Below are 22,057 nucleotides of genomic sequence, written 5' to 3'. Positions count from 1 at the left end.
GTTTCAACTAGAAGCCCGCCCCACTACTGCGGAACGGGCTTCTGTTTGCTGTTTGCCAAGCAGTAGAGCGAAGGCAAAACACTATCTGTTAGACTCTACCTTTTAAGTATGAAGCAGTATTACTTGTTCAGCACAATAGTTACCACCTTAGGGCCACTCACTACAAACTTGCAGTCGTTGAAGTCCGGGGCAGACAACTTAGGACGCACATTATTAGAAAAGGCGTAAGGCTCCGTCGGAATACCTACAAAGTTCTTGTCCAGTTTGTCGTTGTTGTTGGTGTCTTGCGTTATGGCTACGGCCCACTCACCGTTGGGTAAGTTGATGGGCAGCGTTACTTGCTGCTGCCCACCAGGCTGAATCACCCGCATGAAGGCATAGCCACCGTGCTGCAAAAACTTGTCGCGCACATTGTAGAAATACAGCTTTACCACCGATTTAGTAGAAGCCAACGCCGACACTACTACGGTAACAGACGAGGTACCCGCCGGATTATCCCCGGCCACCGACGGCGTAGGTAGTAGTTGACTGCCACCAATCATCAAAAAAGCAAGCTGAGGTAGTTTCATAAGCGGAATACAGTTCGAAGTAGAAGACAGCGAAAGGCCAACTTGAGTTAACCGCAAAAAGTGCCAATTCTGACGAACACCCAAGATATACTTATTGCTGCACACCAGCACGGTGGAACTGGCTATTTCTTATGAAACCGGCGGCAACAGCCTTATCAGTTGCTTGCTTATAACAATCTTAGGCACGCTACTCCATAATTTACTATATAGGGACGCAAATGTTAAAATGTGGTAAAAGGCCTCCTTTATTATTAAAGTTTTATTTATTATAGCCTTGTTCATACTTCTTGTTACCTGAATACTTCCTGAAGTCCTTGTTTATGTTGTTATAAATGTGTTTGTTAAAGAGCCATTTCGGCTTTTATCTGACGCTTTAGTATGCAAATCAGACGCATGACGGGCCGCTTGGCTCGCGGGTGGTACTACTGCCGCAAGTAAGCTTGTCTCTTTCGCGCTTTATCCGTTTCCGGCCTGGTTTTCAGGGCGCAGGGGCCTGTCTCCCCCTTATAATTCAATATATTTTATTGTTCAGGGCTCTTTAGCCGCCTGGTCTGATAAGCAGGAAACAGTTTTCAGTTATAGCAACTAAGTGATACGCAACCTCTCCATTGTTCTTGGTGCAGCACAGAACTGAGCAGACAGTTAGCTACTTATCAGGCGGTGCTCATGTCAGAACATCCTTTTATATTGATAAATTGCCATACACTAGTTAGCACGCCTTAGTCGGCACGAAAGCCTGCCTTACAGCTACGCTGCAAGCGTAGGGCTTATTTCTCATATCAGTTACTAGGGCGTTAAAAAGCGTAAACGGAATGCAGGCAAATCTGCGCTGCTTCTGCATGTCACCTTTAAATATCTAAGTTTTCCAGACGAGCCGCATGGCAAATCTCGTCGATTAGTATCTCGATGTCATGCGGTTCGGTGGTTGGGTTGAGAACCCAGTTGTTAAGCGCCTGGCAGTAGACTCGCAGCATCTCGCTGCTCCCAATAGTTGCTATCTGGTCGTGGTGAAATTCCTTTATCCAAGCCGCCATTTTTTCCCGAACCCGAGGATCGGCGTAGGATGCACCAGGCGGAATTGAGGGCGGCGTGAATTTTGACATATTCAATAATAATTAGAATATATACAAGATACGAAAATTCTTATAAAGAGTTTCTGGCCAAGAAAAATAGAATAAGTGCAAACCAACACTAGGGTGTGCGTCTACATTTGTTTCAACCAAGCCGAGGCCGTTTCGACGTTGTCGAAAGTAAGAATGAGGGGATGAGTAGTATGTTGCAACGTCAGATCGGTGGAGAGGCGGCTGTACACGTTGGGCGAATAAACCCAGGCGAAGTACTGTAAACCGGCCTCAGCCATAGCTGGAAACCAAACGTGTCCGCCCCACTCTGCGGCGTCCGACCACATGCTCGTTACACGGGTGTTGTCGTTGAGCACTTTGTGGCATCTCTCGTCGCGCAAGCACTCCAGCATTTGCAAGCAGCCCGTTTGCACTGTTTCCAGCGTCTGATCACCGGTCCAGTCCACGTATAGCCACTCCTGATTGTAATCGTAGATGATGGTAACGTAAGATGTTTCAAACAATACATGTTGGGCCATAACCGTGGTGTGCAATGAGGTGGTGAAATAGCAGGTGCGGGAAGTGCAAAGGTAAAACACATCTTATTCCTTTGGGTTGTTATACACTTCCGAGCGGAACGGTACCCGCATGTGCTATTGTTCTGTAGCATACCAGCCTTGCAACGTCCAAGAGACGCTGATTTGCGTACATCTGCCGTCGAGTTCCACCTGTTTTTATTGTCCCAATGTCTTTATTGAAGTTGAAGTCTTTTTTAATTTGCTTGTTGCTCTTTACAATGGCGTGCGGGCAACAACGCTCTGCCGATGCGCAGGCTCTTTCGCGTTCCACAGCAGGCGGTTTGCCTACGGCTGCGCAAGCCAAAGGCTTGGCAGTAGCAACCTTAGCCGGGGGCTGCTTTTGGTGTACCGAGGAAATATTCGAGGAATTGCGCGGCGTGAAATACGTGGTATCGGGATACGCGGGCGGTAAAGAGCAAAACCCCACCTACGAGCAAGTGGGCAGCGGCCAAACCAGCCACGCCGAAAGCTTCGAGGTATACTACGACCCCAAGCAAATCAGCTACCAGCAGCTGCTTGATGTGTTCTTTCTGGCTGGCCACGACCCAACCACTCTCAACCGCCAAGGTCCTGATGCCGGAACGCAGTACCGGTCAGTGGCTTTCTACCGCACGCCCCAGGAAGAGCAGCTTATTGAAGCCACTCTCAAGCGCGTTAACGCCTCCAAGCACTATACCAATCCTATCGTGACGCAGGTATTGCCTTTCACTAAGTTCTGGCCCGCCGAAGATTATCACCAAGGCTACTTCCGCCTGCACCCCGACAATCCTTACATTCAGTCGGTATCGGTGCCAAAAGTGATGAAGTTCCGGAAAGCATACCCGCAGCTGCTCAAACAACCGTTGTAAGCAACATCTGAACGCACGCTGGATGGCTTACCTGAGCTAGAGCGCAGCCGATGTCGCTGTGCTACTTGCGGCCGGCCGTGGAGCAGCAACGGGTATAAAGGCGGTGGCAGCCCTCCTTGACCACTAGCGAAGCGTGTGAAGCTGAGTTTCGTCTCCGCGGTAGCTATGGGTCTTTCCGAAATAGTACCGCACCAGCGCGCCGTATGTGCTACTTAGAACTCGGGTGGGCAACGCTGATTACAAAGCTGTTGTTCCTATAAGCTCGTTTGAATAGGCCATCATGCAGGACTCCCCATAGATTTGAGTGGGCAGGAACGGTTTTCTCCGCTGGCAGTCTGTATTTTGGGCCTCCTGATTTTCACCTGCTTTACTCCATGGCGTCGCCTACTATTCATTCCAAACTACCTGATGTTGGCACCAGCATCTTCTCTGTGATGACGCAACTCGCGCAGGAATGCGGGGCCATCAACCTAGCACAAGGCTTTCCCGACTACGACCCGCCGCTGGAGTTGCAAGAGGCGCTGGCCCGCCACGCCAACTCGCCCGGCCACCATCAGTATGCGCCCATGCCCGGTCTGCCCCGTTTGCGCGAAGCCATAGCCCACAAAACGGCCCGCGTCTATCAAGTGCCTGCCCCCGACGCTACCACGGAAATCACCGTAACCTGCGGCGCTACCGAAGCACTGTACGCCGTGCTAGCCGCTGTGGTGCACCCCGGCGACGAAGTACTGGTATTCGAACCCGCATACGACCTCTACGGCCCCGCAATTCGGCTGCAAGGTGGTGTACCCGTGTATGTTCCGCTCGACGCCCCCCTGTTCCGGCCGGACTGGAACCGGGTGCAAGCCGCCCTTACGCCGCGCACTCGCTTGGTCATGATTAACTCGCCCCACAACCCCAGCGGCGCCGTGCTGACTGCCGAGGACTTGGAGGCGCTAGCCGCCTTGCTTACCAACACCAACATCTTGGTGCTCAGCGATGAAGTGTACGAGCATATGGTGTTCGACGGTGTACCGCATCGGAGTGTGCTGCAACACCCGGCCCTGCGGGAGCGGGCATTCGTGTTGTCATCGTTCGGCAAAACCTATCATGCTACCGGCTGGAAAGTAGGCTACTGTGTGGCGCCGCCGGCCCTCACCACCGAGTTGCGCCGGGTGCATCAGTTCCTGACGTTCGCCGTGAGCACTCCCACCCAACATGCCCTGGCCGACGTGCTGGAAGCCAACCCCACGCACGACCAGGAACTACCCGCTTTCTACCAACCCAAGCGCGACTTATTTCGGGAACTGCTGGCGGAATCACGCTTCGAGTTGCTGCCCGCATCTGGTGGCTACTTCCAGCTTGCCCGCTACGCCCGCATCTCCGCCACGGAAACCGACGTGGTCTTTGCCCAACGCCTGACCCGCGAAGCCGGCGTGGCCGTGGTGCCTGTCTCGGCCTTCTACCACAACCACCACGATGATGGGCTGATTCGGTTTTGCTTTGCCAAGCAGGAAAAAACACTGCGGGCAGCGGCCGTCCGGTTGCGCGAACTGTAAAGCAGGCTCCTGGAAGGCCGGAAAGTAGTTGTTCTAATCCCCGTTACGGGCACTATGTTATTTCTGGGGCGGCCTAACATAGTTATGTCCAAATGAGCCGCAAATTATTTTCTGAAGTATACTATTATCTATTTTTAGCAAGCTTATATTTCTTATATAGTTATACCGCTCCCTCTCACCCACCTATTGCCTTACTACTGTGTCTGATTTAACTGTTTCTTTCGTGCAGGCTTCCTTGCAGTGGCACGATCCGGCGGCTAACCGCGCCGAAATGCATCGGCATATCGATGAGATATCCATTGCCACCGACCTCATTGTATTGCCGGAAATGTTTACCACCGGCTTCAGCATGGAAGCGGCTACACTCGCTGAAACCATGGAGGGCCCTACAGTGGCCTGGCTACGCGACATAGCCGCCGCCCGCAACGCCGTTGTTACCGGCAGCATCATTATCAAGGAGCAAGGCTGCTACTACAACCGCCTGCTTTGGGTGCGGCCCGATGGTAGCCTGAGCTACTACAACAAGCGCCACTTGTTTACGATGGCCAACGAACACCATACCTACACGCCTGGCACCGACCGACTGATCGAGGAATGGCGTGGCTGGCGCATCTGCCCGTTGGTGTGCTACGACCTGCGTTTTCCGGTTTGGAGTCGCAACTCTGTTACCCAGCCCTACGACCTTCTGCTCTACGTAGCCAACTGGCCCGCCGCCCGCCGCACCGCCTGGATGACCTTGCTGCGTGCCCGCGCCATTGAGAACTTAGCGTACACGATGGGCGTAAACTGCGTTGGCATCGATGGCAACAGCCTCGCCTACGCCGGTGACTCCGCGCTACTCGATATGCGTGGTGAATACCTAGTGGAAGTAGGCAATCAGGAAACCGGCATCACGCGGGCCCTTCGCCGCGCCGACCTAGAATCCTTCCGCGAACGGTTCCCCGCCCTCCAGGACGCCGACGGCTTCGAGCTAACGCAGCTAGTAGTTAGGTGAAATGCTGCAACAACAGCTTAGTGCAGAGCTACGATTGCGAGGCCGCGGCCATCTTTCCTCTCTTCGAGCTATCGTCTCAGAATAAACAAGCCTTCGACGCTCTTGTAGTCGTCAAAGGCTTGTCTTGTTTTCAGCCCTGTAGGATTTAGCAACCTAGATTGCCTCGTCGGCCTCCGCATTTCTTATAGAGGGGCAACGCATTATTTGACGACAAGCCGCTGCACCCCCAGTTGGCCATCAGTGGTTTCGCAGCGCACCATGTAGAGGCCGGCGGCTAAGCCCCGTAAGTCCAGATCGTGGCGGCGGGCAAGCGCCGCACTGGTGCGCACGGTACGGCCTGTGAGGTCGAGCAAGGTTAAACGCACGGGGCGGGCAGCTTCCACGGTGGTGGTAGTGGCCGCGGGATTTGGGTAGAGCGTAAGCGGAAGGCGTTGGGCAGTTGTGCTGCGGGTACTCAACACTTGGTTGCGCGGCGCCGCCGCCAGTACGCCACCGCTTTCCATGCCAATAAACAGTTCCAGACCACCGTCGCCGTTCACATCGTTGGCGGCCAGGGTGAAGTGGTTCTGCTCCCGGACTCCAAGTTGGGCATTTTCATAGGTGCCGCGGGCCGTGTTGTAAAACAGGTTGGTTCGGTCGAGGAAGACGCTGCTTTGAGCACGCAAGTTGCTGAACAGCCGAACAGCCCCCGACGCATCCACCGTAAGCAAATCCGGCGTGCCATCGGTATCAAAGTCGGCGACCAGCGGGTATAGACTGACGGGGCGAATATTACCGGCCGACCGGATCTGGCCGTAGTCGGAATTAGCAACGTCGAACGCCGTTTCGAGCGTGCTGCTGCCGTTGTTGCGGTAATAGCGCAGGCTCTGGCCGGGCAAATCCGTGCGGTTGGAATTGGTACCGTACAGCAGGTCTACGTAGCCATCATTATCAACATCAAAGAAAGCCGCCGCATCGTACTGGCTGTTAGGCACGTTGCTGATATAGCGTAGGGTCGTGGTGTTGAAGCTAGGCGCCTGACTTGGCGCGGCTTGGTTTAGGTAGAAGCCGAGGAAGCTGCTCCGCCCAACGGCGTAGTAGCCAATGCAAGCCAGATCCAGGGCACCATCCCGATTAAGGTCTACGATGGTAGGCCGCAGCAGCCCAAACTTCTTCGCCGATAAGTTCAGGTAATCCGTCGTGACGAGCTTATAGATGGCGCGGGAAGCAGTACCCACGTTGCGGTAGTACGCCACGGTCGCCACAAAAAAGTTGCCAGGCGCGTCGCGGCGGGTACCAGCCACCAGCATGTCCTTGAGTCCATCGGCATCTACATCCAAAAAGGCGGGGGCTGCCTGCGAACTAGCTTCTATCATGTCGCGCTGCAAGAAGTCCTGCTCCCGAAACTGAAAGTTGGGGGCGGCTCCCGTGCCAGCATTCTCGTAAAACCACACGGAGCGGCGAGTTTCGACGGTATCCAGGTTGTCGAACAGGTTGGGCGCGGTCAGTAGGTCGGGGCGCCCATCGAAGTTTACATCCAGATGATAAGCCGCCGGAAAGTTGGTGATGCGCACGGGAGTGGTACCCGTCGGGAAATTGCTGTTGAGGCTGGTAGCCGTCATCAATTCCTGCTGGGGCGTACCCTGGTTGGTAATGGCCACTAATTCAGGGCAATAGTCACGGCCTATCAGCAGGTCTTTGTCGCCATCCGCGTCCAGGTCGAGAGCCAGCAAGTTGCTACCCGACGAGTGCTCGGTGCCTCCTGGCCGGCACAGCGTGGTAGCCGAGAAGCTGTACGAGCCGCAGGTACCCAAGCAGGATTGAATGTTGCCCCAGCTGTCGGTTACGAGCCGGAGTTGTAGCCCGCCGCACGCACTCGTGCTGATGTTCTGGTAGTACGTGACGAATTTGTCGTTGGCCCAATCGTAGATCAGGACGTCCAGCCGACCGTCGCCATTCACATCCTCGATGGTAGGCATGTTGACGCCGGTGTTGATATTGATGGGCGAACTGCCAACCACGGCTGTCAGCAGCGAGGTGGTAAGCTGAAACGTGGGCAAACCACCCGCACCCGCCACGTTTCGGTAAACCTGGATGTCCACTTCGCTGTCGCCGTTGGTAAACAAGTCGGGCCGACCGTCGCAGTCGTAGTCACGCAATAAGGCCCAATTGTGCATTCCGGCCGGAAAGAGAGTTTCGTAATCGGGGGAATACTGCCACTGCCGCCCGCCCCCAGCGGCCGCCACGTTCAGGTACGTGAGGACTCGCCGCAGGCGTCGGTCATAAATAAAAAGGTCCTGCTGCCCGTCGGCGTTTAAATCGATACTGGAGAACTGGGGTGAGTCGAGGCCGCCAGCCCAGGCGTTGCGCAGCGTATCGGTGCCTTGCACTACTTTTGCTACCGACCGCAATTCGAACCCAAACGCGGTAGATTGCGCAACCGCCGGACGACTAGTCAACCAAGTGCCCAGTACCAAAAGCAAAAGAAGAAAGCGTAACGGCATAAGCAGGCAAGACTTTTTCAGAATAACACAACAATCTAGCTTTAAGTTACTACAATAATCATGCAGGACATTGCGGCCCTCTACGACCAGTTCCGCGCCTGTGCTTCGGTCAGCACCGACTCGCGGCAGGCCCAGCCCGATACGCTGTTCTTCGCCCTCAACGGCCCCACCTTCCGCGGCGCCGACTTCGCTCCGCAGGCTCTGGCACGTGGGGCCCGCCACGCCGTGGTCGACGATGCTGCCCTGGCTGCCGAGCACCCGGACCAGTACACCTACGCGCCTGATCCGCTGCGCACCCTCCAAGACCTAGCTCACCACCATCGGCAGCAGTTGACTATTCCAGTGTTGGGCATCACGGGCTCGAACGGCAAAACCACCACGAAAGAGCTGATATACGCGGTATTGAGCCGGCGCCTGCGCGTGCAGTACACACGGGGCAACCTCAACAACCACATTGGGGTGCCGCTTACTTTGCTTAGTATCCGGCCCGACGAGCATGAGCTAGCCATAGTGGAAATGGGCGCCAATCACCGGGGCGAAATCGAATTACTTTGCAACATCGCCGAACCCACACACGGCTTGATTACCAACATTGGCAAGGCTCACTTAGAAGGATTCGGCGGCCAAGAAGGAATTGCACAGGGCAAGGCCGAACTGTTTCGCTTTCTAGCCGCTACCAACGGCACGGCGTTCGTCAACACCCTGGATACCAAGCTGGTAGAGCTAGCGGCCATTGTACCCACCTGCGTGACTTATCCCGGTCCCACCGATACGTATCCAACCGCCTTGGTTAGTCCTATCCCGAACGTGACGCTCCGCCTCACCGATGGCACCCAAGTCGAGGCCCGCATCACTGGCGACTACAACTTCCCGAATCTGGCCGCCGCCGCCGCCGTTGGGCAATATTTCGGGGTACCGACCGCCGACATTGCCGACGCCTTGGCCTTGTATGCACCCACCAACAATCGCTCACAACTCATCCAAACGGGTCGCAACGAGGTGATATTGGATGCTTATAACGCCAACCCCAGCAGCATGAGCGCCGCCCTGCGCAGTTTCGCCACCCGCCCCGATACCAGCAATACAACTAAAGTGGTCGTACTAGGTGACATGTTCGAGCTAGGAGATGAAAGTGCAGCCGAACATGCTGCCCTCGGTACTATGCTGGCCGGGCTGCCTTTCAATAAAGTAGTACTGATAGGGCCAGAAATGGCGCATGCGCACAACATTTGCGGCAGCAGCCACAACCACTATTTCGTCACCAAAGCGGAGGCTGCCACCTGGCTGCAAAGCGAGACCCTGCAAAACCACCAAATTCTCATTAAAGGCTCCCGGGGCATGGGCCTGGAAACCCTGTTGGAATTCGTTTAGTCCGTGTGTTTTACGAATTTGAGTGAGGACGACTGGTGGTTGCCACTCGTGCGAAACAAAGAAGGCTGGCCACTTAGCCAGCCTTCTTTGTTTTCTACACGCTCTATTTGGTTGATGTCATGCTTCTGAGTTACCACTGCCTTTCAGCAAGGCCTAGCCTGGCAAGCGGCTTCAGGCTGTCATTCCGAGCGTAGCGAGCACCTGGCTTTCAAAGCTGAAATCAGTTCCTAGATTCCTCGCTGCGCTCGGCATGACAGACGAGATTCTCCAGTACTACCTGATTTGCTGGCACTTGTAGAAGCAACTTCTAGAAAGGACTCTCGAACTCCCTAAGCAAAGGAAGAATCTGATCTTTATCCGATACGTTCGGAGAATCTATTCCCCAATTGATAGCAAGTGCGGGGTCGTCCCAACGCAGACCGCCTTCGGCGCTTGGCTGATAATAATCCGAGCATTTATACAGGAAGAGCGTCTGATCGTCGAGGGCCACAAAGCCGTGGGCGAAACCGATGGGCACGTAAAGCATGTTGTAACGCTGCGCGTCCAGCTCCACCGCCAGATGCTGCCCATAGGTAGCGGAGTCGCGGCGCAAGTCCACAATAACATCAAGGGCACGGCCTTGGGCCACGCGTACTAGCTTGGCTTGTGCGTGGGGCGGCCGCTGGAAGTGTAGCCCACGAAGCACGCCACGCGCTGAACTCGACTGATTATCCTGCACCCACTCGTGGCGAACACCTGCCTGCTCGAAAACCCTGGCGCTAAATGATTCAAAGAAAGCTCCGCGGGCGTCGCCAAAAACGCGGGGAATAAATTCAATGACACCCGCCATTGCATGCTGCTTAATCTCCATGCGAGAATAGTAATAATTACAAGTATTGAAGTTGTTTTCGGGAGCAAGTTAGCTGGTTTACTTAACCCTAGCGGCGCTTGTGCGCTAGGGTAGCTACTTCGGCTAAGTACTTGTCGAGCACGATTTGCTCATCGAATTTAGATTCGGCTAAGTGGCGGCCCGCGCGGCCCATAGCTTCTAGCTCGGCACTAGGCAGCTCAAGAATGCGTAGCATTTTGGCCGCCAAGTCGGGCGCGTTGCGTACCTGGCAGAGCAACCCGTTTAGATTATCTTCCACGGTTTCGCGGCAGCCAGGCACGTTGGTCGTGACGATGGGCTTCCCCATGGCGGCGGCTTCAAGCAAGGTTTTGGGAGTGCCTTCGCGGTACGAGGGCAGTACCACGCAATCGGCTTGGTGGATGTAAGCGGCCACGTCGTCGGTGGTGCCTAGGTACTCGATGTTGCCCGCTGCCAGCCACAACTCGAATACAGCTCGCTTCACCCCCACTCCCCCCGACTCATCGACGCCGCCTAGTAGTTGCACCCGCGTGCCCGGCGCCACTTCCCGTACCAGCCGGGCGGCCTCGAAATATTCTTCCACGCCTTTCTCGTAGAGTACCCGCGCAATCATCAGGAACACGAACGGCTGTTGGCGCTTGAACTCGGCGGCCGGCCGGAATCGGTTGGTGTCGACTCCGGAGCCGGGCAGCACGTCGGTTATTTCTTGCCGCACCAGCTTATGTTGCAGAAACAGCGCCCGGTCGTCGCCGTTTTGAAAGAACACCTTGCGTGGAAACCGAAAAGCATAACGGTAAAGCTGCAAAGCAACCTTGCTCACGAAGTTAGGCACCAAAAACACCGTTCCTAAACCCGACACGTTGTTGATGCTGGGAATACCTGCCAGTCGGGCGGCCAGTGCCCCATAGATGTTGGGCTTGATAGTGTAATGCAACACGACATCGGGCCGCTCGCGCCGATAGATACCGTAGAAGCGGCGGGTCAGCTGGGCATCCTTCACGGGGTTGGTGCCCTTGTTCTCCATCAAAATCGGGACGTAGCGGCACCCAAGCTCGGATTGTAGGCGTTCGGAGTACGCGTCGGGGGGCGCAATAGCCACTACTTCGTGGCCAGCCGCCTGCATGGCTTTCACTAAGCTGCGCCGAAAATTCCAGATATTCCAAGAGGTATTGATAACAATGGCAACGCGCACGGATAGTAAAACAGTGAGATTGTGAAATAGTGAATTAGCGTTTCAGAGAGCAAAGATAGGAGCATGCGCAAGCAAGAGGCGTTGTGCATACCCAAGTACTTCTGTTAACTGCTGCGTGAAGTATGAGAATACTTGCGCAGTGCAGATAAATTCACCCCGTAACGCGCTTTTTCGGCTCTTACCTTTGTTGACTACTCTGTAGACTTCGTTTTCACCACTTACCACCCTGTTGCGCGTGTCGTTTTCCGCTTTGCTTTTGCGCCTGCACCTGCTGGTCCTACTTGCCTTCCTACTTTTTTACGCTATCAAAGCGGCCCTGCTGTTTTCGAGCCGCCAGGAAACGTTGCGCAATCTGCGCGCCCGCACCCGCATTGTCGATTCGCTGTTGGGACTCCTAATTTTGGGGTCAGGCATCTGGCTGGTGGCGCAGTATCCGGGCGCAGCGCCCCGCTGGCTATGGGTGGAGCTGGGCTTGGCCGTGGTTTTGTTGCCGCTGGCTATTGCGGCCATGCGCCGCCAGTACAAGCTGGGCGTGGCCTGCACGCTGCTCGGCCTTTTGTACCTGTACGGAGTGGCGCAAGCCGGCAGCCTCACCTTACGCCGCCCGACGCGCCCAGTTGCTAGTACCGCCGCACTTGGTCGGCCCGAAACCACGCCTACCCCCGATGCGGCCCCTCCCATCGATACACTCGCTGATGATGAACCTGGGCTTTCGGAAGCGGAAGCAGACGCGCTGAAATCGGCTACGGTAAGTGCCGCGCTTGCTTCTCCCCCCGCCGAGCCTGAAAACGACGGCGAAGACATCCTGGCGGATGGTAAAGCGCTGTTCAACAACAACTGCGCGGCGTGCCACGGGGCCGATGGGCGTTTGGGCTTGAACGGAGCCCACGACCTAAGTAAAAGCAACCTTAACACCACGGGCCGCGTGTATATGGTTACGCAAGGCCTAGGCAAGATGCCATCCTTTAAGGACAAATTAACTACGGCCCAGATCCAGCACATCGTAGCTTACTCGTTGACCCTGAAGTAACCCCTCTTAGCTGCACTCCATCGGGTGGCTTGTGGGTTCTCACAACATCCATACTACTTCTAGAGTCCACCCAATAGATAAGGGTCTATAGCGTAGCTGGACTGCAACTCGCGTTATCTACAACAGTATAAGAGTGCCTATGCTATTCCTTCGGCTATGCGGTAAGTAGGCTTCCCTTTTGCAAGGTGGGGCTTTATCGATTACCTATTCCTTCCTACCCACTCTCTTCTCCTAACATGGCAAAAAAATCTAATTCTGGCGGCCGACAGCAAACCAACAGTACCCGCCACCCTGGTGCTTCCGACGCCCCCAAAGGCAACCAACCCACTCGCAACTCCGACACCGGCACTTACGAAACGGCTCAGCAACGAGAAACTGCTGTGCTGATAGCCGTACCCGACAAGCGGCAGTTGGAAACTCGCACGCAAGAGTACCTGGACGAGCTGGAATTTCTGGCGGAAACGGCCGGGGTGGAAGTGAAAAAGCGCTTCGTGCAGCGCCTCGACAAGCCCGACGTCCGCACGTTTGTGGGGGAAGGCAAGCTAGCCGAAATCAAGGCTTACGTGACGCATTCAGGCATCAGCGTGGTTATTTTCGACGATGATTTGTCGCCTTCGCAGCTGCGCAACCTGGAGGCGGAGCTGACAGTCAAAATAGTAGACCGCTCGCTGCTCATCATCGACATCTTTGCTACGCGGGCCAAAACTGCTACGGCGCGGGCCCAGGTGGAACTGGCGCAGTACCAGTATCTGCTGCCCCGCCTGACGGGTTTGTGGAGTCACTTGAGCCGACAGCGTGGTGGGGGCGTGAGCCAGCGCGGACCGGGGGAAACAGAAATCGAGACGGACCGGCGCGTGGTGCGCGACCGAATAGCGCTGCTGAAAGAGAAGCTTAAGGATTTCGACAAGCAAAGCCATACCCAGCGGAAGTCGCGCGGCGGCGTGGTGCGGGTGGCGCTGGTAGGCTATACCAACGTGGGTAAAAGCACGATCATGAACCTGCTGAGCCGCTCCGACGTGTTTGCCGAAAACAAGCTTTTCGCTACTGTCGATTCCACGGTGCGCAAGATTTCCTTCGACAACATTCCGTTCCTGCTCTCCGACACGGTCGGATTTATTCGTAAGCTGCCTACACGCCTTATCGAGAGCTTTAAGAGCACGCTCGATGAAATCAGGGAAGCCGACTTGCTGGTACACGTCGTAGATATTTCGCACCCTTCGTTTGAAGAGCAGATCGAGGTAGTTAACGAAACGCTGAAAGACATTGAAGCGGCTGACAAGCCGATGCTGCTGGTCTTCAACAAAATAGATCAATACCGGACGGATATTGAAACCGAGCGCCAAGCGGGCTTTGAGGGTATGAACGAGGACGAGGATGCACCCAATCGGCCCACGCTGGCGCAGTTGCAGGATACGTACATGGCCAAGATGCACGACCCGGTCATCTTTATTTCGGCTAAGGAGCGAGAAAATATCGAAGAGCTTCGTGCTTTGCTTACGCGCCATGTGGCCAAAATCCATTACCAGCGCTATCCAAACACGGTAATAGACCACGCAGACGGCGAGTAGCCTGCATCAAGTAGTGGCCCTGGCAAATTGCCAGGGCTTTTTGGTGCCCAGCCCCTTCGGTTTGTGTAATGCTTCCTACAACAAGCAGCGGTTAGCTGCTCGCTTTCAGACAGCTACCTTCTTTGTTTAAATAAATCGTGAGTCCCGAAACAACTCTAGGCATTGCTCAAACGGCTGCAAGCGCAATTAAGGCTCTACTAGTCAATATCTTATAATTTTAAATAATTAAGAAATCATATGAATATATTTTTAGTTTTTATAATTATTCGCACTCTGAATCAGCATATTTTTACTACCTTTCATCCTACTGTTTTACTTAAGTTTTACCTAGTTATTGAACAACCGGTATGAAGTCAAAATTTTACGCGTTAGCTCTCTCTTTGGGCCTTAGTTCTTCAGCTTTTGCGCAAGAGTCTCGTTTAGCTTTCGATAATAGTAAAGCTACGCCGGGCCGGCAGTGCGCCACTATGGACGTGCTTAAAGCGCAGATGGCTGCTGATCCTTCGCTAGCCAAGCGCATGGCGGCGGTGGAAGATCAAACCAAAAAGTTCGAATCCACTTCGACGTCCAATCGTTCGGTAGTGGGCGCAGTCGTGATTCCAGTAGTGGTGCACGTGGTTTATAACATAACCACTCAGAACGTAACCGATGCGCAAGTTGCGGCTCAGATTGACGTATTGAACAAGGACTTCGCCAAAACTAATTCCGACGTTACCTTGGTTCCGGACGCCTTCAAGCCGTTGGCAGCCAACACCAACATCCAGTTTGTATTGGCTCAGCAGGACCCTACCGGGGCCCCAACCTCGGGCATTATTCACAAGCAAACCAAAATTGCATCGTTCAGCAGCAACGATGCAGTAAAGAACTCCAAGAAGGGTGGTAGCGACCCTTGGCCCGCTAGCAGCTACCTCAATGTGTGGGTGTGCAACTTAAGCGGTGGTCTGCTTGGCTACGCGCAGTTTCCGGGGGGCAGAGCTAGCACTGACGGCGTTGTTGTGCTGTTTTCGTCGCTGCCTGGCGTCGCGTCCGGTCCTTACAGTAAAGGCCGTACGGCCACGCACGAAGTGGGTCACTGGCTGAATTTGCGTCACATCTGGGGCGACGCCAGCTGCGGCACCGATCTGGTAACCGACACGCCTACGCAGCAAACCAGCAACTACGGCTGCCCTTCGTTTCCGCACGTAACCTGCGGCAACAACGGCGACATGTCGATGAACTACATGGACTACACCGACGACGCGTGCATGTACATGTTCTCTACTGGCCAGGCCGCCCGCATGAACGCCTTGTTCGGCGCCGGCGGCAGCCGTGCCTCGCTGCTGAACTCGTCGGGCGCCAGGACTACGCGCCAGTTGGCCGTGGCTACTGCGGGTGGAGTAGCAAGCCTGGCGGAAATCCGCTTATATCCTAACCCGGCTACCCAGACTTTGAACGTATCGGTGCCGGAAAAGCAAGCTGCTACGTGGAGCGTGAAAGTATACGACCTGAGCGGCTACGAAATGAAGCAAGCCCGCTACGACGGTCAAGGCCGCGTGGCAGTTGCTAGCTTGCCCCAAGGGCTCTACCAAGTGGTGATGTCGGACGGTCAGCAAACAATCCGTCAACGTTTCCAGAAAGAATAACTTACTTGGTGTCGGAACCAAGCTGTGTTGCAGCACCGCCGGCTTCCCACACCCAACATTTCCCCTCATTCACCCACCTGAAAAGCCCGCCCCATCGGCGGGCTTTTCTATTACCAGCCTTGCCCAACCGATAAGAATCCGTTTGTGGCTTGCTTTCTACAACGGCACACTTGCCAAGAACCTATGCGAAAAACAGGAGCAGGTCTTCAGCGGGGGCCCGCTTATCCAACAAAACAAGCTGCAAGCCCTTTTTCGACGCGCTGAAAAACAAAGTGATAATCTTATCTTTCTGTTGTGCTCCGCCTCTAGAATAACCATTTTGCGGGCCTTCTAGTAAAGAGGCCTGCCTCGGACTTGTACCATACCCTGCCCGCATGAAAAGCTTATATCTGATGCGCCACGCCAAATCCAGCTGGAGCTTCGACGATTTAACGGATGAGCAGCGCCCACTCAACGACCGGGGCCGCGACGACGCGCCCCGCATGGGCCAAGCGTTGGCCAAGCGCAACATCAAGATAGACTTGCTGCTCTCTTCGGCGGCAGTGCGGGCCCTGACTACAGCCGCGCTGGTGGCCAAGGAAATAGAGTACCTGCCCGAACGAATTGCGGTGCGGCCGGAAATCTACCACGCCGATGTACAAACGCTGCTGGACATTGTGCGCTCCTGCCCCGACGAAGCGAATTCGGTGCTGCTTGTAGGGCACAACAACACCATTTCTGAATTCGCGGACCTACTGTCGCCGGGTGCGCTGCACGAGGAAATACCCACGGCGGGCATCGTGTGCTTGCACCTTCAGGTTGACCGGTGGGTTGATGCAAATCAGTCGAACACCGAGTTCTACTTTTTCGACCGGCCGCGCGATAAGCGGCGGGATGCCGAGTAAGGCCGCTAACCAGCCAAGCAATTTCGCCTGGAAAAGCTGTTTGAAATTAACGTCTTCGCGTAAAGAGCACAGGGTGCTACAGCTTGGTACCCAGACAAAGGCAACTCCAATGGAAGGGTCACTGCTTGGCCCCGTTGCATAAATGTTCATACTGAGCAACTGCAACTAGTAAGGAGGTTTTCCTTTCGGAAACCAGATAAAGAAGGACGCTTTTGTACGTGACGCTTGTTCTTAATGATGGAAAAAATTGAAAAGAAAGCCGCTGAAAAACCAGTGCTGCTGAGCCGGGAATTAAGCTGGCTGGCCTTCAACCGGCGCGTGCTGCAAGAAGCCCAAAACCCTGAGGTACCGCTGCTAGAACGCCTCAAGTTTATGGCCATTTTTTCCAGCAACCTCGACGAGTATTTCAAGGTGCGCGTAGCCACGCTCCGGCGGTTGGTGAAGCTCAAAAAGAAAACCCGTGCCAAGCTGGCCGACGACCCCACCGCCCAACTCAAAGAGTTGCTGGAAGAGGTGCGCCGCCAGCAACAAGAATTCGGCGACACGTTTCGCAACAGCCTGCAACCGGCTTTGCGCGAGCAGCACATCCACCTTATATCGGAGCACGACCTGACCGATGAGCAGCGCCAGTGGGTGCACCAGTACTTCGAGCAGCACGTGCAGGACTTACTCTCGCCGGTAATTCTCGATGAGAATCTGCACCACTTGTTCCTGAAAGACCAAACAGTGTACCTGACGTTTTACCTCTCCGAATCTACCGAGGCCAGCTCGAAAAAGAAAAAGCACGCTCCCCACGACGAGCGAATACTGGTGATGGAGCTACCCGTGAAGCGGCACGGTGGCCGCTTTGTGGTGCTGCCTAGCCAAGGCGAAGAGCAGTACGTGATGTTCCTGGACGATGTCGTGCGGTGCTGCGCCCATACGCTGTTTCCCAAGTTCAACAAGGTACAGGTGCATTCCATCAAGCTCTCCCGCGACGCTGAATTAGACATTCAGGAAGAGGTTTCGGGCAACCTGATGGCCAAGATCAAGAGCAGCCTGCAAAAGCGCGAAACCGGCTACCCCGCCCGCCTGCTCTACGACCCAGCCATGCCCAAAGAAGTAATGCAGGCGTTGATGCAGAAAACTGGCATCGGCACCGACGAGCTAGTAGAAGGCAGCCGCTACCACAACTTCCGCGACTTTTTCGGCTTTCCCGATTTAGGGCTGAACCACTTGGTGTACGAGGCGCACCCGCCCCTGCCCCACCCCACGCTGCCCCGCACCGGCCCTATGATTCCGGCCATTGCCGAGCGCGACCATCTACTGAGCCTGCCATACCAATCCTTTGACTACGTAACGCGCTTTCTACTCGAAGCCGCCAACGACCCGTTGGTAAGTGCCATTAGCATCTCGCTCTACCGGGTTTCCAGCAAAAGTGAAGTGGCCAAAGCGCTACTTAAGGCCGTGAAGCACGGCAAGCAAGTGACGGTGGTTGTAGAGTTGAAAGCCCGCTTCGATGAGGAGAGCAACATGTATTGGGCCGAGAAGCTGCAAAAGGCGGGCGCCAACGTTATATATGGCATTCCAGGGTTGAAAGTGCACAGCAAACTGGCCCTCGTGACCCGGGCCGAAGAAGGCCACAACCGTCTCTACGCGTACCTCAGCACCGGCAACTTCAACGAGAACACCAGCAAGATCTACGCCGACCACGGCCTGTTCACCGCCGATCCGCGCTTGACCAGTGAAGTGGCCGAGGTGTTCCGCTATTTCTATGACCGGCTCGACAAAGCTGGCAGCTTCAAGCACCTATTGGTGGCACCATTCGAGCTGCGCGAGCAACTCAATTCCTTAATTGACCACGAAATAGCGCTGGCTAAGCACGGCAAGGACGCCTACATCATTCTGAAGCTAAACGCCTTACAGGATGAACGGATGATCTTAAAGCTCTACGAAGCCAGTGAAGCCGGCGTGCGGGTGGAACTGCTGATCCGGGGTATTTCCTGCCTCGTTCCTAGCCTCGAAGGCCAGAGCGCCAACATCAGCCAGCGGGGCATCGTGGACCGGTACTTGGAACACGCCCGCATCTACGTGTTCGGCAATGGTGGCAAGGAAAAAATCTACGTAGCTTCTTCCGATTGGATGGCTCGCAACTTAGACCGCCGTGTGGAAGTTGCTTTTCCTGTCCTGCAAGACGATTTGCGCGCCGAAGTCCGGCACCTGCTCGATCTTCAGCGCCAAGACAACGTGAAATCCAGAGACTGGCAGAACAATTTTGTTGTTTCCGAAAACCCGGATGCGCCCCGCGTCAGGGCCCAGGAAGAGACGTATGCGTATTTGAAGAAGCTAAGCCGCAAACGCAGCAAGCCCAAACCCGAACAAGGCTAAGAACTTACTTTTCGCCCAAGCCTCAAACAAGTACCAAAGAAGAACGGTCATACCGCGCTTGTCGCAGCATGACCGTTCTTCTTTGGTACTTGTTTGAGGTTCAAGCAATTGCGAAGCGCCTTCAGTCACTGGAACAACCGCCAAACATTGCGGAGTTCTTTTACCGCCCTGCGCCAAAAAGACCGAGCAGCCCTTTGGTGGGAACAATAAAGATTTCGAGGCTAGCGTAAGGAGTCCAGTCGAATTGGCTATCGATGATTTTTTGCCGGTCATCGTTGGTGCGGTCGAAGGCGTCGAAGGCGTAGTTGTAGCGGTAACCGCCTTCTACCCCCAGCCAGATGAAATCGTAGAGTTCACGCTCCCAACGCCCACGAAACTTCACCTCCGTTTCGCGCAGCTCCAGCGTACGAAGGGGAGCTATGCCAGGCTCGGGCTGGCCATTTTCCAGCCGCCGCACCAAAGGGTTGTTGAGCTTGATTATGTAGTTGTAGCCATCAACGGTGTAGCCAGCCGTGAGGATAGAGCGGGGCGAAACATTGTAGCGGACCGCAATACGGGCCGGAAATATAGCTTCTACGCCCCAGCGCGAGTTGAAGGTACGGTTGTAAAGCACCGCTGGATAAGGGCTGAACCGCCCGAATGTGTAGCCCAACTGCACACCTACGCCCCACGAAAATTCAGGGCTCCGCTTCCAGCCATACAGGAACTCCGATGACACGCGCAGGTAATCTTTCACGTTCAGCTCACTCGACGTATAGTCGCCGCTCAACTCGCCTTTAATCCGAAATATGTACCAGTTGACTGTGTTCACCGGCCGAATAACTGCTAGCTGTGCGCCCAAGGTCTTCAGGGCCTTGTCTTCGATATTGTCGTAGAACTCGTAGGTGGTGGGGGCACTGCGGAATTTAAACTCTTCCCGCTCGTAGTTGATGCCCAGAATCAGCTTCAGGTGCGGGTGGTTAAGCATCGGCACGTACCCTTTGAAGATAAGCCGGGCATTCTTGCTAGCGTCGGCCGAGTAGTTAGGCAAGTTCTCGACCTTGGCCGTCGACGTCACGCCAAAGCGAGGCATTCGCTCATAGTGAAAAATGATGCCTTTGCTCGGCCCCTGGTTGACTACCGAAGGGGTCGCAAACTCTTGGTCGCGCCCTACTTGATTGGAAGCCAGGGTATCTGTGGGGGAAGGAGCCGGGGCCGGAAACACCGGCGTGGGGGAAGCCGGGGGCGTAACCTGCGCTACCGCTGATACCATGACCAGCATCCAGCCCAGCCCAGTGAAAGCAATTTTGCGCACTGTCCGCGCCCGAATAGTTATAGTAAAAGACATACGCTACAAGGTGGAAATAGAAACTTAGAGCCGTCCGATCTTAACGCATGATCCAGCAAAAAGGCTGATTCCAGTCATCCATTCTTGCGCTTCACGATGCCGCTTTTGCGCGGAAGAAAAAAGCCGGCCTAACCCGACCGGCTCTCTTGTTGGTTTCTGGTTATGTACTGACCCACATTTTACCGATTGTGTGACGTTATCAGCAGCTGGTTTTAAAACAGGAAGTCAAATCCTAAGAATACCAGGTTTTCTTCGCCCCGCGAGTACGTCACGTTGATAACGGCCTGCTTGAGGATATCGACCCACACGCCACCGCCGTAAGCGGTATGGTAAGCATCGAGGCCTGTTTTTACGTCGTACCGCGAGTACACCCGCGCTGCATCGGCCAAGCCCATGATGCCGAACTTACCCGGCAGCAAGTAGGCATTAAACTCGAAGAGCTGAATTCGTACCTCTGCATTGGCGTACGTAGTGGAGCGCCCCGCGAAGCGCGTCCGGCGGTAGCCGCGCAAGTTGGTGGTGCCGCCCAGGGTGTTAGCTTGGTAGAAACGATAGTCGCCGAGGTTGCGGCTGGCGCCGATGCGGCCAGCCCAAGTCAACTGGAACGGGAAGTTGGGGCTCAGGTAGAAACGAAATTCCGAAGCCAACCGCCCATAACTCAGCTTCTCGGAGTTGAGTTGCTTGTTGTATTCCACCGAGTTGTACCAGCGCAGTCCGATGCGCGGGTTCTTCGGCGAGGAAGCGGCATCAATATTTAGGTAAGCCCGACCACCGAGGTAGCGGTTTAACTGAAAATCGGAGGAGCGAATACCAACGGCGCTGGTACCTTCTTGGCCGTTGCCGTCGTCATCGAGGCCATTTGCTATTTCGCTGCCAATACGGTCAGAGGAAACCCGGAACTGGTCGTACTGCGGACCAATACCAAACTTGAGGAAACTGAACACATCCTTCTCCAGCACCGGCGAAACGTAGAAGCGTGAGAAGCGGACCCGGTAGGTATCGTTGATGTCGCGGTTGCGGGTGGTGTTGTCGTCAGCCAGGATGTTGCGCGTATCATTGCCTAAGCCAAAGTAGTTGTAGAGCAACTGCGGCCCATAGAGCTGCGACGTAACGCGCAAGTCGTACTTACCAACCACGTCAACAAAATGCCCTAGGTAGCGCACGTTGTAGGCGTTTTGCGAGGGCGAGTAGTTGGCGGCCAAACTCTGCTCGGAAGCGTAAGGCTCTTTCCGGAACCCGTAAGTACGGTACACGGCCCCACCACCCACAAACAAACGGTCGTCGATGTTGTAGCCGAAATAAGCAGTAGGCCCGAAGTAGTTGAGCGTGTAATCTTTGCGGTCGGAGCGGTTGTGTACGTCGTAGCGGCTCACATCAATGCCCGGCTCAGTGCGCAGCCGCGTGTCGCGGCCGGGCCGAATGACGTTGCCCGTATCGGCATCGTAGACGTGGGTGTAGTGGCGGAAGCCCGCCACGTTGGAGCGGTCGGTGATAGAGTCTTTGTCGGTGCCGGCAATGATGCGCACTTTGGTTCCGCGCTGCACGTCGCCTTTCACGTCGTAGACATCGTTGCCTTCAAACCCGTAAAGACGCAGTTCCTTGGTTACGTTGTTGTCGAAAGTGCGGTCGAAGAGCGTTTTTCCAAGCTCGCCCTCCTTGGTGATTTTCTGCACCGATACCCGCGTCTTGTCGTCAGGCAGGCGCTCGACCACAAATTTTTCGCGTTTGCTGGAGCCTTTCACCTCCGTCACCTTGCTTACCACTTCGTAGTAATCGGC

Annotated in this window: 17 protein-coding genes; 9 read left to right on the top strand and 8 right to left on the bottom strand. The window is 55.0% G+C overall.

Going from position 1 to position 22,057, the window contains the following annotated elements; all coding sequences use genetic code 11:
• Positions 1 to 119: 119 nt before the first annotated feature.
• From ACFE7X_RS01090 to ACFE7X_RS01080, 3 genes are all read right to left on the bottom strand, one after another.
• Positions 120 to 569: a DUF2141 domain-containing protein gene (locus ACFE7X_RS01090; RefSeq protein WP_375433804.1), complete on the bottom strand. Its 450-nt coding sequence runs from the start codon at positions 567 to 569 to the stop codon at positions 120 to 122.
• A gap of 848 nt (positions 570 to 1,417) precedes the next feature.
• Entirely contained in the window at positions 1,418 to 1,672 is a 255-nt protein-coding gene (locus ACFE7X_RS01085; RefSeq protein ID WP_375433803.1) for a hypothetical protein, read from the bottom strand.
• Positions 1,673 to 1,773: 101 nt separating this feature from the next.
• Positions 1,774 to 2,169 (bottom strand): hypothetical protein, encoded by a 396-nt coding sequence (locus tag ACFE7X_RS01080; protein ID WP_375433802.1) that lies wholly within the window; start codon positions 2,167 to 2,169, stop codon positions 1,774 to 1,776.
• Positions 2,170 to 2,375: 206 nt separating this feature from the next.
• Here ACFE7X_RS01080 and msrA point away from each other — a divergent pair, with 206 nt between their 5' ends.
• The 3 genes from msrA (at position 2,376) to ACFE7X_RS01065 (ending at position 5,588) form a co-directional block, all read left to right on the top strand.
• Entirely contained in the window at positions 2,376 to 3,056 is a 681-nt protein-coding gene (msrA, locus tag ACFE7X_RS01075) for a peptide-methionine (S)-S-oxide reductase MsrA (RefSeq protein ID WP_375433801.1), read from the top strand.
• A gap of 374 nt (positions 3,057 to 3,430) precedes the next feature.
• Complete coding sequence (locus ACFE7X_RS01070; protein WP_375433800.1) at positions 3,431 to 4,594, top strand: methionine aminotransferase; 1,164 nt, start codon at positions 3,431 to 3,433, stop codon at positions 4,592 to 4,594.
• Positions 4,595 to 4,793: 199 nt separating this feature from the next.
• Complete coding sequence (locus ACFE7X_RS01065; RefSeq protein WP_375433799.1) at positions 4,794 to 5,588, top strand: amidohydrolase; 795 nt, start codon at positions 4,794 to 4,796, stop codon at positions 5,586 to 5,588.
• Between the two features lie 200 nt (positions 5,589 to 5,788).
• Here ACFE7X_RS01065 and ACFE7X_RS01060 read toward each other — a convergent pair whose 3' ends face one another.
• Positions 5,789 to 8,050, bottom strand: coding sequence for a T9SS type A sorting domain-containing protein (locus ACFE7X_RS01060; RefSeq protein WP_375433798.1), 2,262 nt, complete (start codon positions 8,048 to 8,050; stop codon positions 5,789 to 5,791).
• Positions 8,051 to 8,131: 81 nt separating this feature from the next.
• Between ACFE7X_RS01060 and murF the strand changes: the two genes are divergently transcribed.
• The gene (gene murF / locus ACFE7X_RS01055) at positions 8,132 to 9,442 is read left to right on the top strand and encodes a UDP-N-acetylmuramoyl-tripeptide--D-alanyl-D-alanine ligase (protein ID WP_375433797.1); all 1,311 of its coding nucleotides are present in this window, start codon (positions 8,132 to 8,134) and stop codon (positions 9,440 to 9,442) included.
• 307 nt (positions 9,443 to 9,749) lie between these two features.
• Here murF and rfbC read toward each other — a convergent pair whose 3' ends face one another.
• Complete coding sequence (gene rfbC / locus ACFE7X_RS01050; protein WP_375433796.1) at positions 9,750 to 10,292, bottom strand: dTDP-4-dehydrorhamnose 3,5-epimerase; 543 nt, start codon at positions 10,290 to 10,292, stop codon at positions 9,750 to 9,752.
• 67 nt (positions 10,293 to 10,359) lie between these two features.
• Positions 10,360 to 11,481, bottom strand: coding sequence for a glycosyltransferase family 4 protein (locus tag ACFE7X_RS01045; protein ID WP_375433795.1), 1,122 nt, complete (start codon positions 11,479 to 11,481; stop codon positions 10,360 to 10,362).
• 235 nt (positions 11,482 to 11,716) lie between these two features.
• Between ACFE7X_RS01045 and ACFE7X_RS01040 the strand changes: the two genes are divergently transcribed.
• The 5 genes from ACFE7X_RS01040 (at position 11,717) to ppk1 (ending at position 18,952) form a co-directional block, all read left to right on the top strand.
• Entirely contained in the window at positions 11,717 to 12,511 is a 795-nt protein-coding gene (locus ACFE7X_RS01040; protein WP_375433794.1) for a c-type cytochrome, read from the top strand.
• 236 nt (positions 12,512 to 12,747) lie between these two features.
• Positions 12,748 to 14,079: a GTPase HflX gene (hflX, locus tag ACFE7X_RS01035; RefSeq protein WP_375433793.1), complete on the top strand. Its 1,332-nt coding sequence runs from the start codon at positions 12,748 to 12,750 to the stop codon at positions 14,077 to 14,079.
• A 347-nt stretch (positions 14,080 to 14,426) separates the two neighbouring features.
• The gene (locus tag ACFE7X_RS01030) at positions 14,427 to 15,701 is read left to right on the top strand and encodes a M43 family zinc metalloprotease (protein WP_375433792.1); all 1,275 of its coding nucleotides are present in this window, start codon (positions 14,427 to 14,429) and stop codon (positions 15,699 to 15,701) included.
• 374 nt (positions 15,702 to 16,075) lie between these two features.
• On the top strand, positions 16,076 to 16,585 hold the full coding sequence (locus tag ACFE7X_RS01025) for a histidine phosphatase family protein (RefSeq protein ID WP_375433791.1): 510 nt from the start codon (positions 16,076 to 16,078) through the stop codon (positions 16,583 to 16,585).
• A gap of 234 nt (positions 16,586 to 16,819) precedes the next feature.
• Complete coding sequence (ppk1, locus tag ACFE7X_RS01020; protein ID WP_375433790.1) at positions 16,820 to 18,952, top strand: polyphosphate kinase 1; 2,133 nt, start codon at positions 16,820 to 16,822, stop codon at positions 18,950 to 18,952.
• Between the two features lie 160 nt (positions 18,953 to 19,112).
• On the opposite strand, the gene ACFE7X_RS01015 is transcribed toward ppk1, so the two are convergent.
• Positions 19,113 to 20,279: a DUF6268 family outer membrane beta-barrel protein gene (locus ACFE7X_RS01015; RefSeq protein ID WP_375433789.1), complete on the bottom strand. Its 1,167-nt coding sequence runs from the start codon at positions 20,277 to 20,279 to the stop codon at positions 19,113 to 19,115.
• Between the two features lie 212 nt (positions 20,280 to 20,491).
• Positions 20,492 to 22,042 carry a hypothetical protein gene (locus ACFE7X_RS01010; RefSeq protein WP_375433788.1) on the bottom strand — a complete coding sequence of 517 codons (1,551 nt, stop codon included), beginning with the start codon at positions 22,040 to 22,042 and terminating at the stop codon, positions 20,492 to 20,494.
• Positions 22,043 to 22,057 lie beyond the last annotated feature (15 nt).

The organism is uncultured Hymenobacter sp., from assembly GCF_964242765.1.
GTDB lineage: Bacteria > Bacteroidota > Bacteroidia > Cytophagales > Hymenobacteraceae > Hymenobacter.
This window is presented reverse-complemented; position numbering and strand designations above follow the sequence as displayed.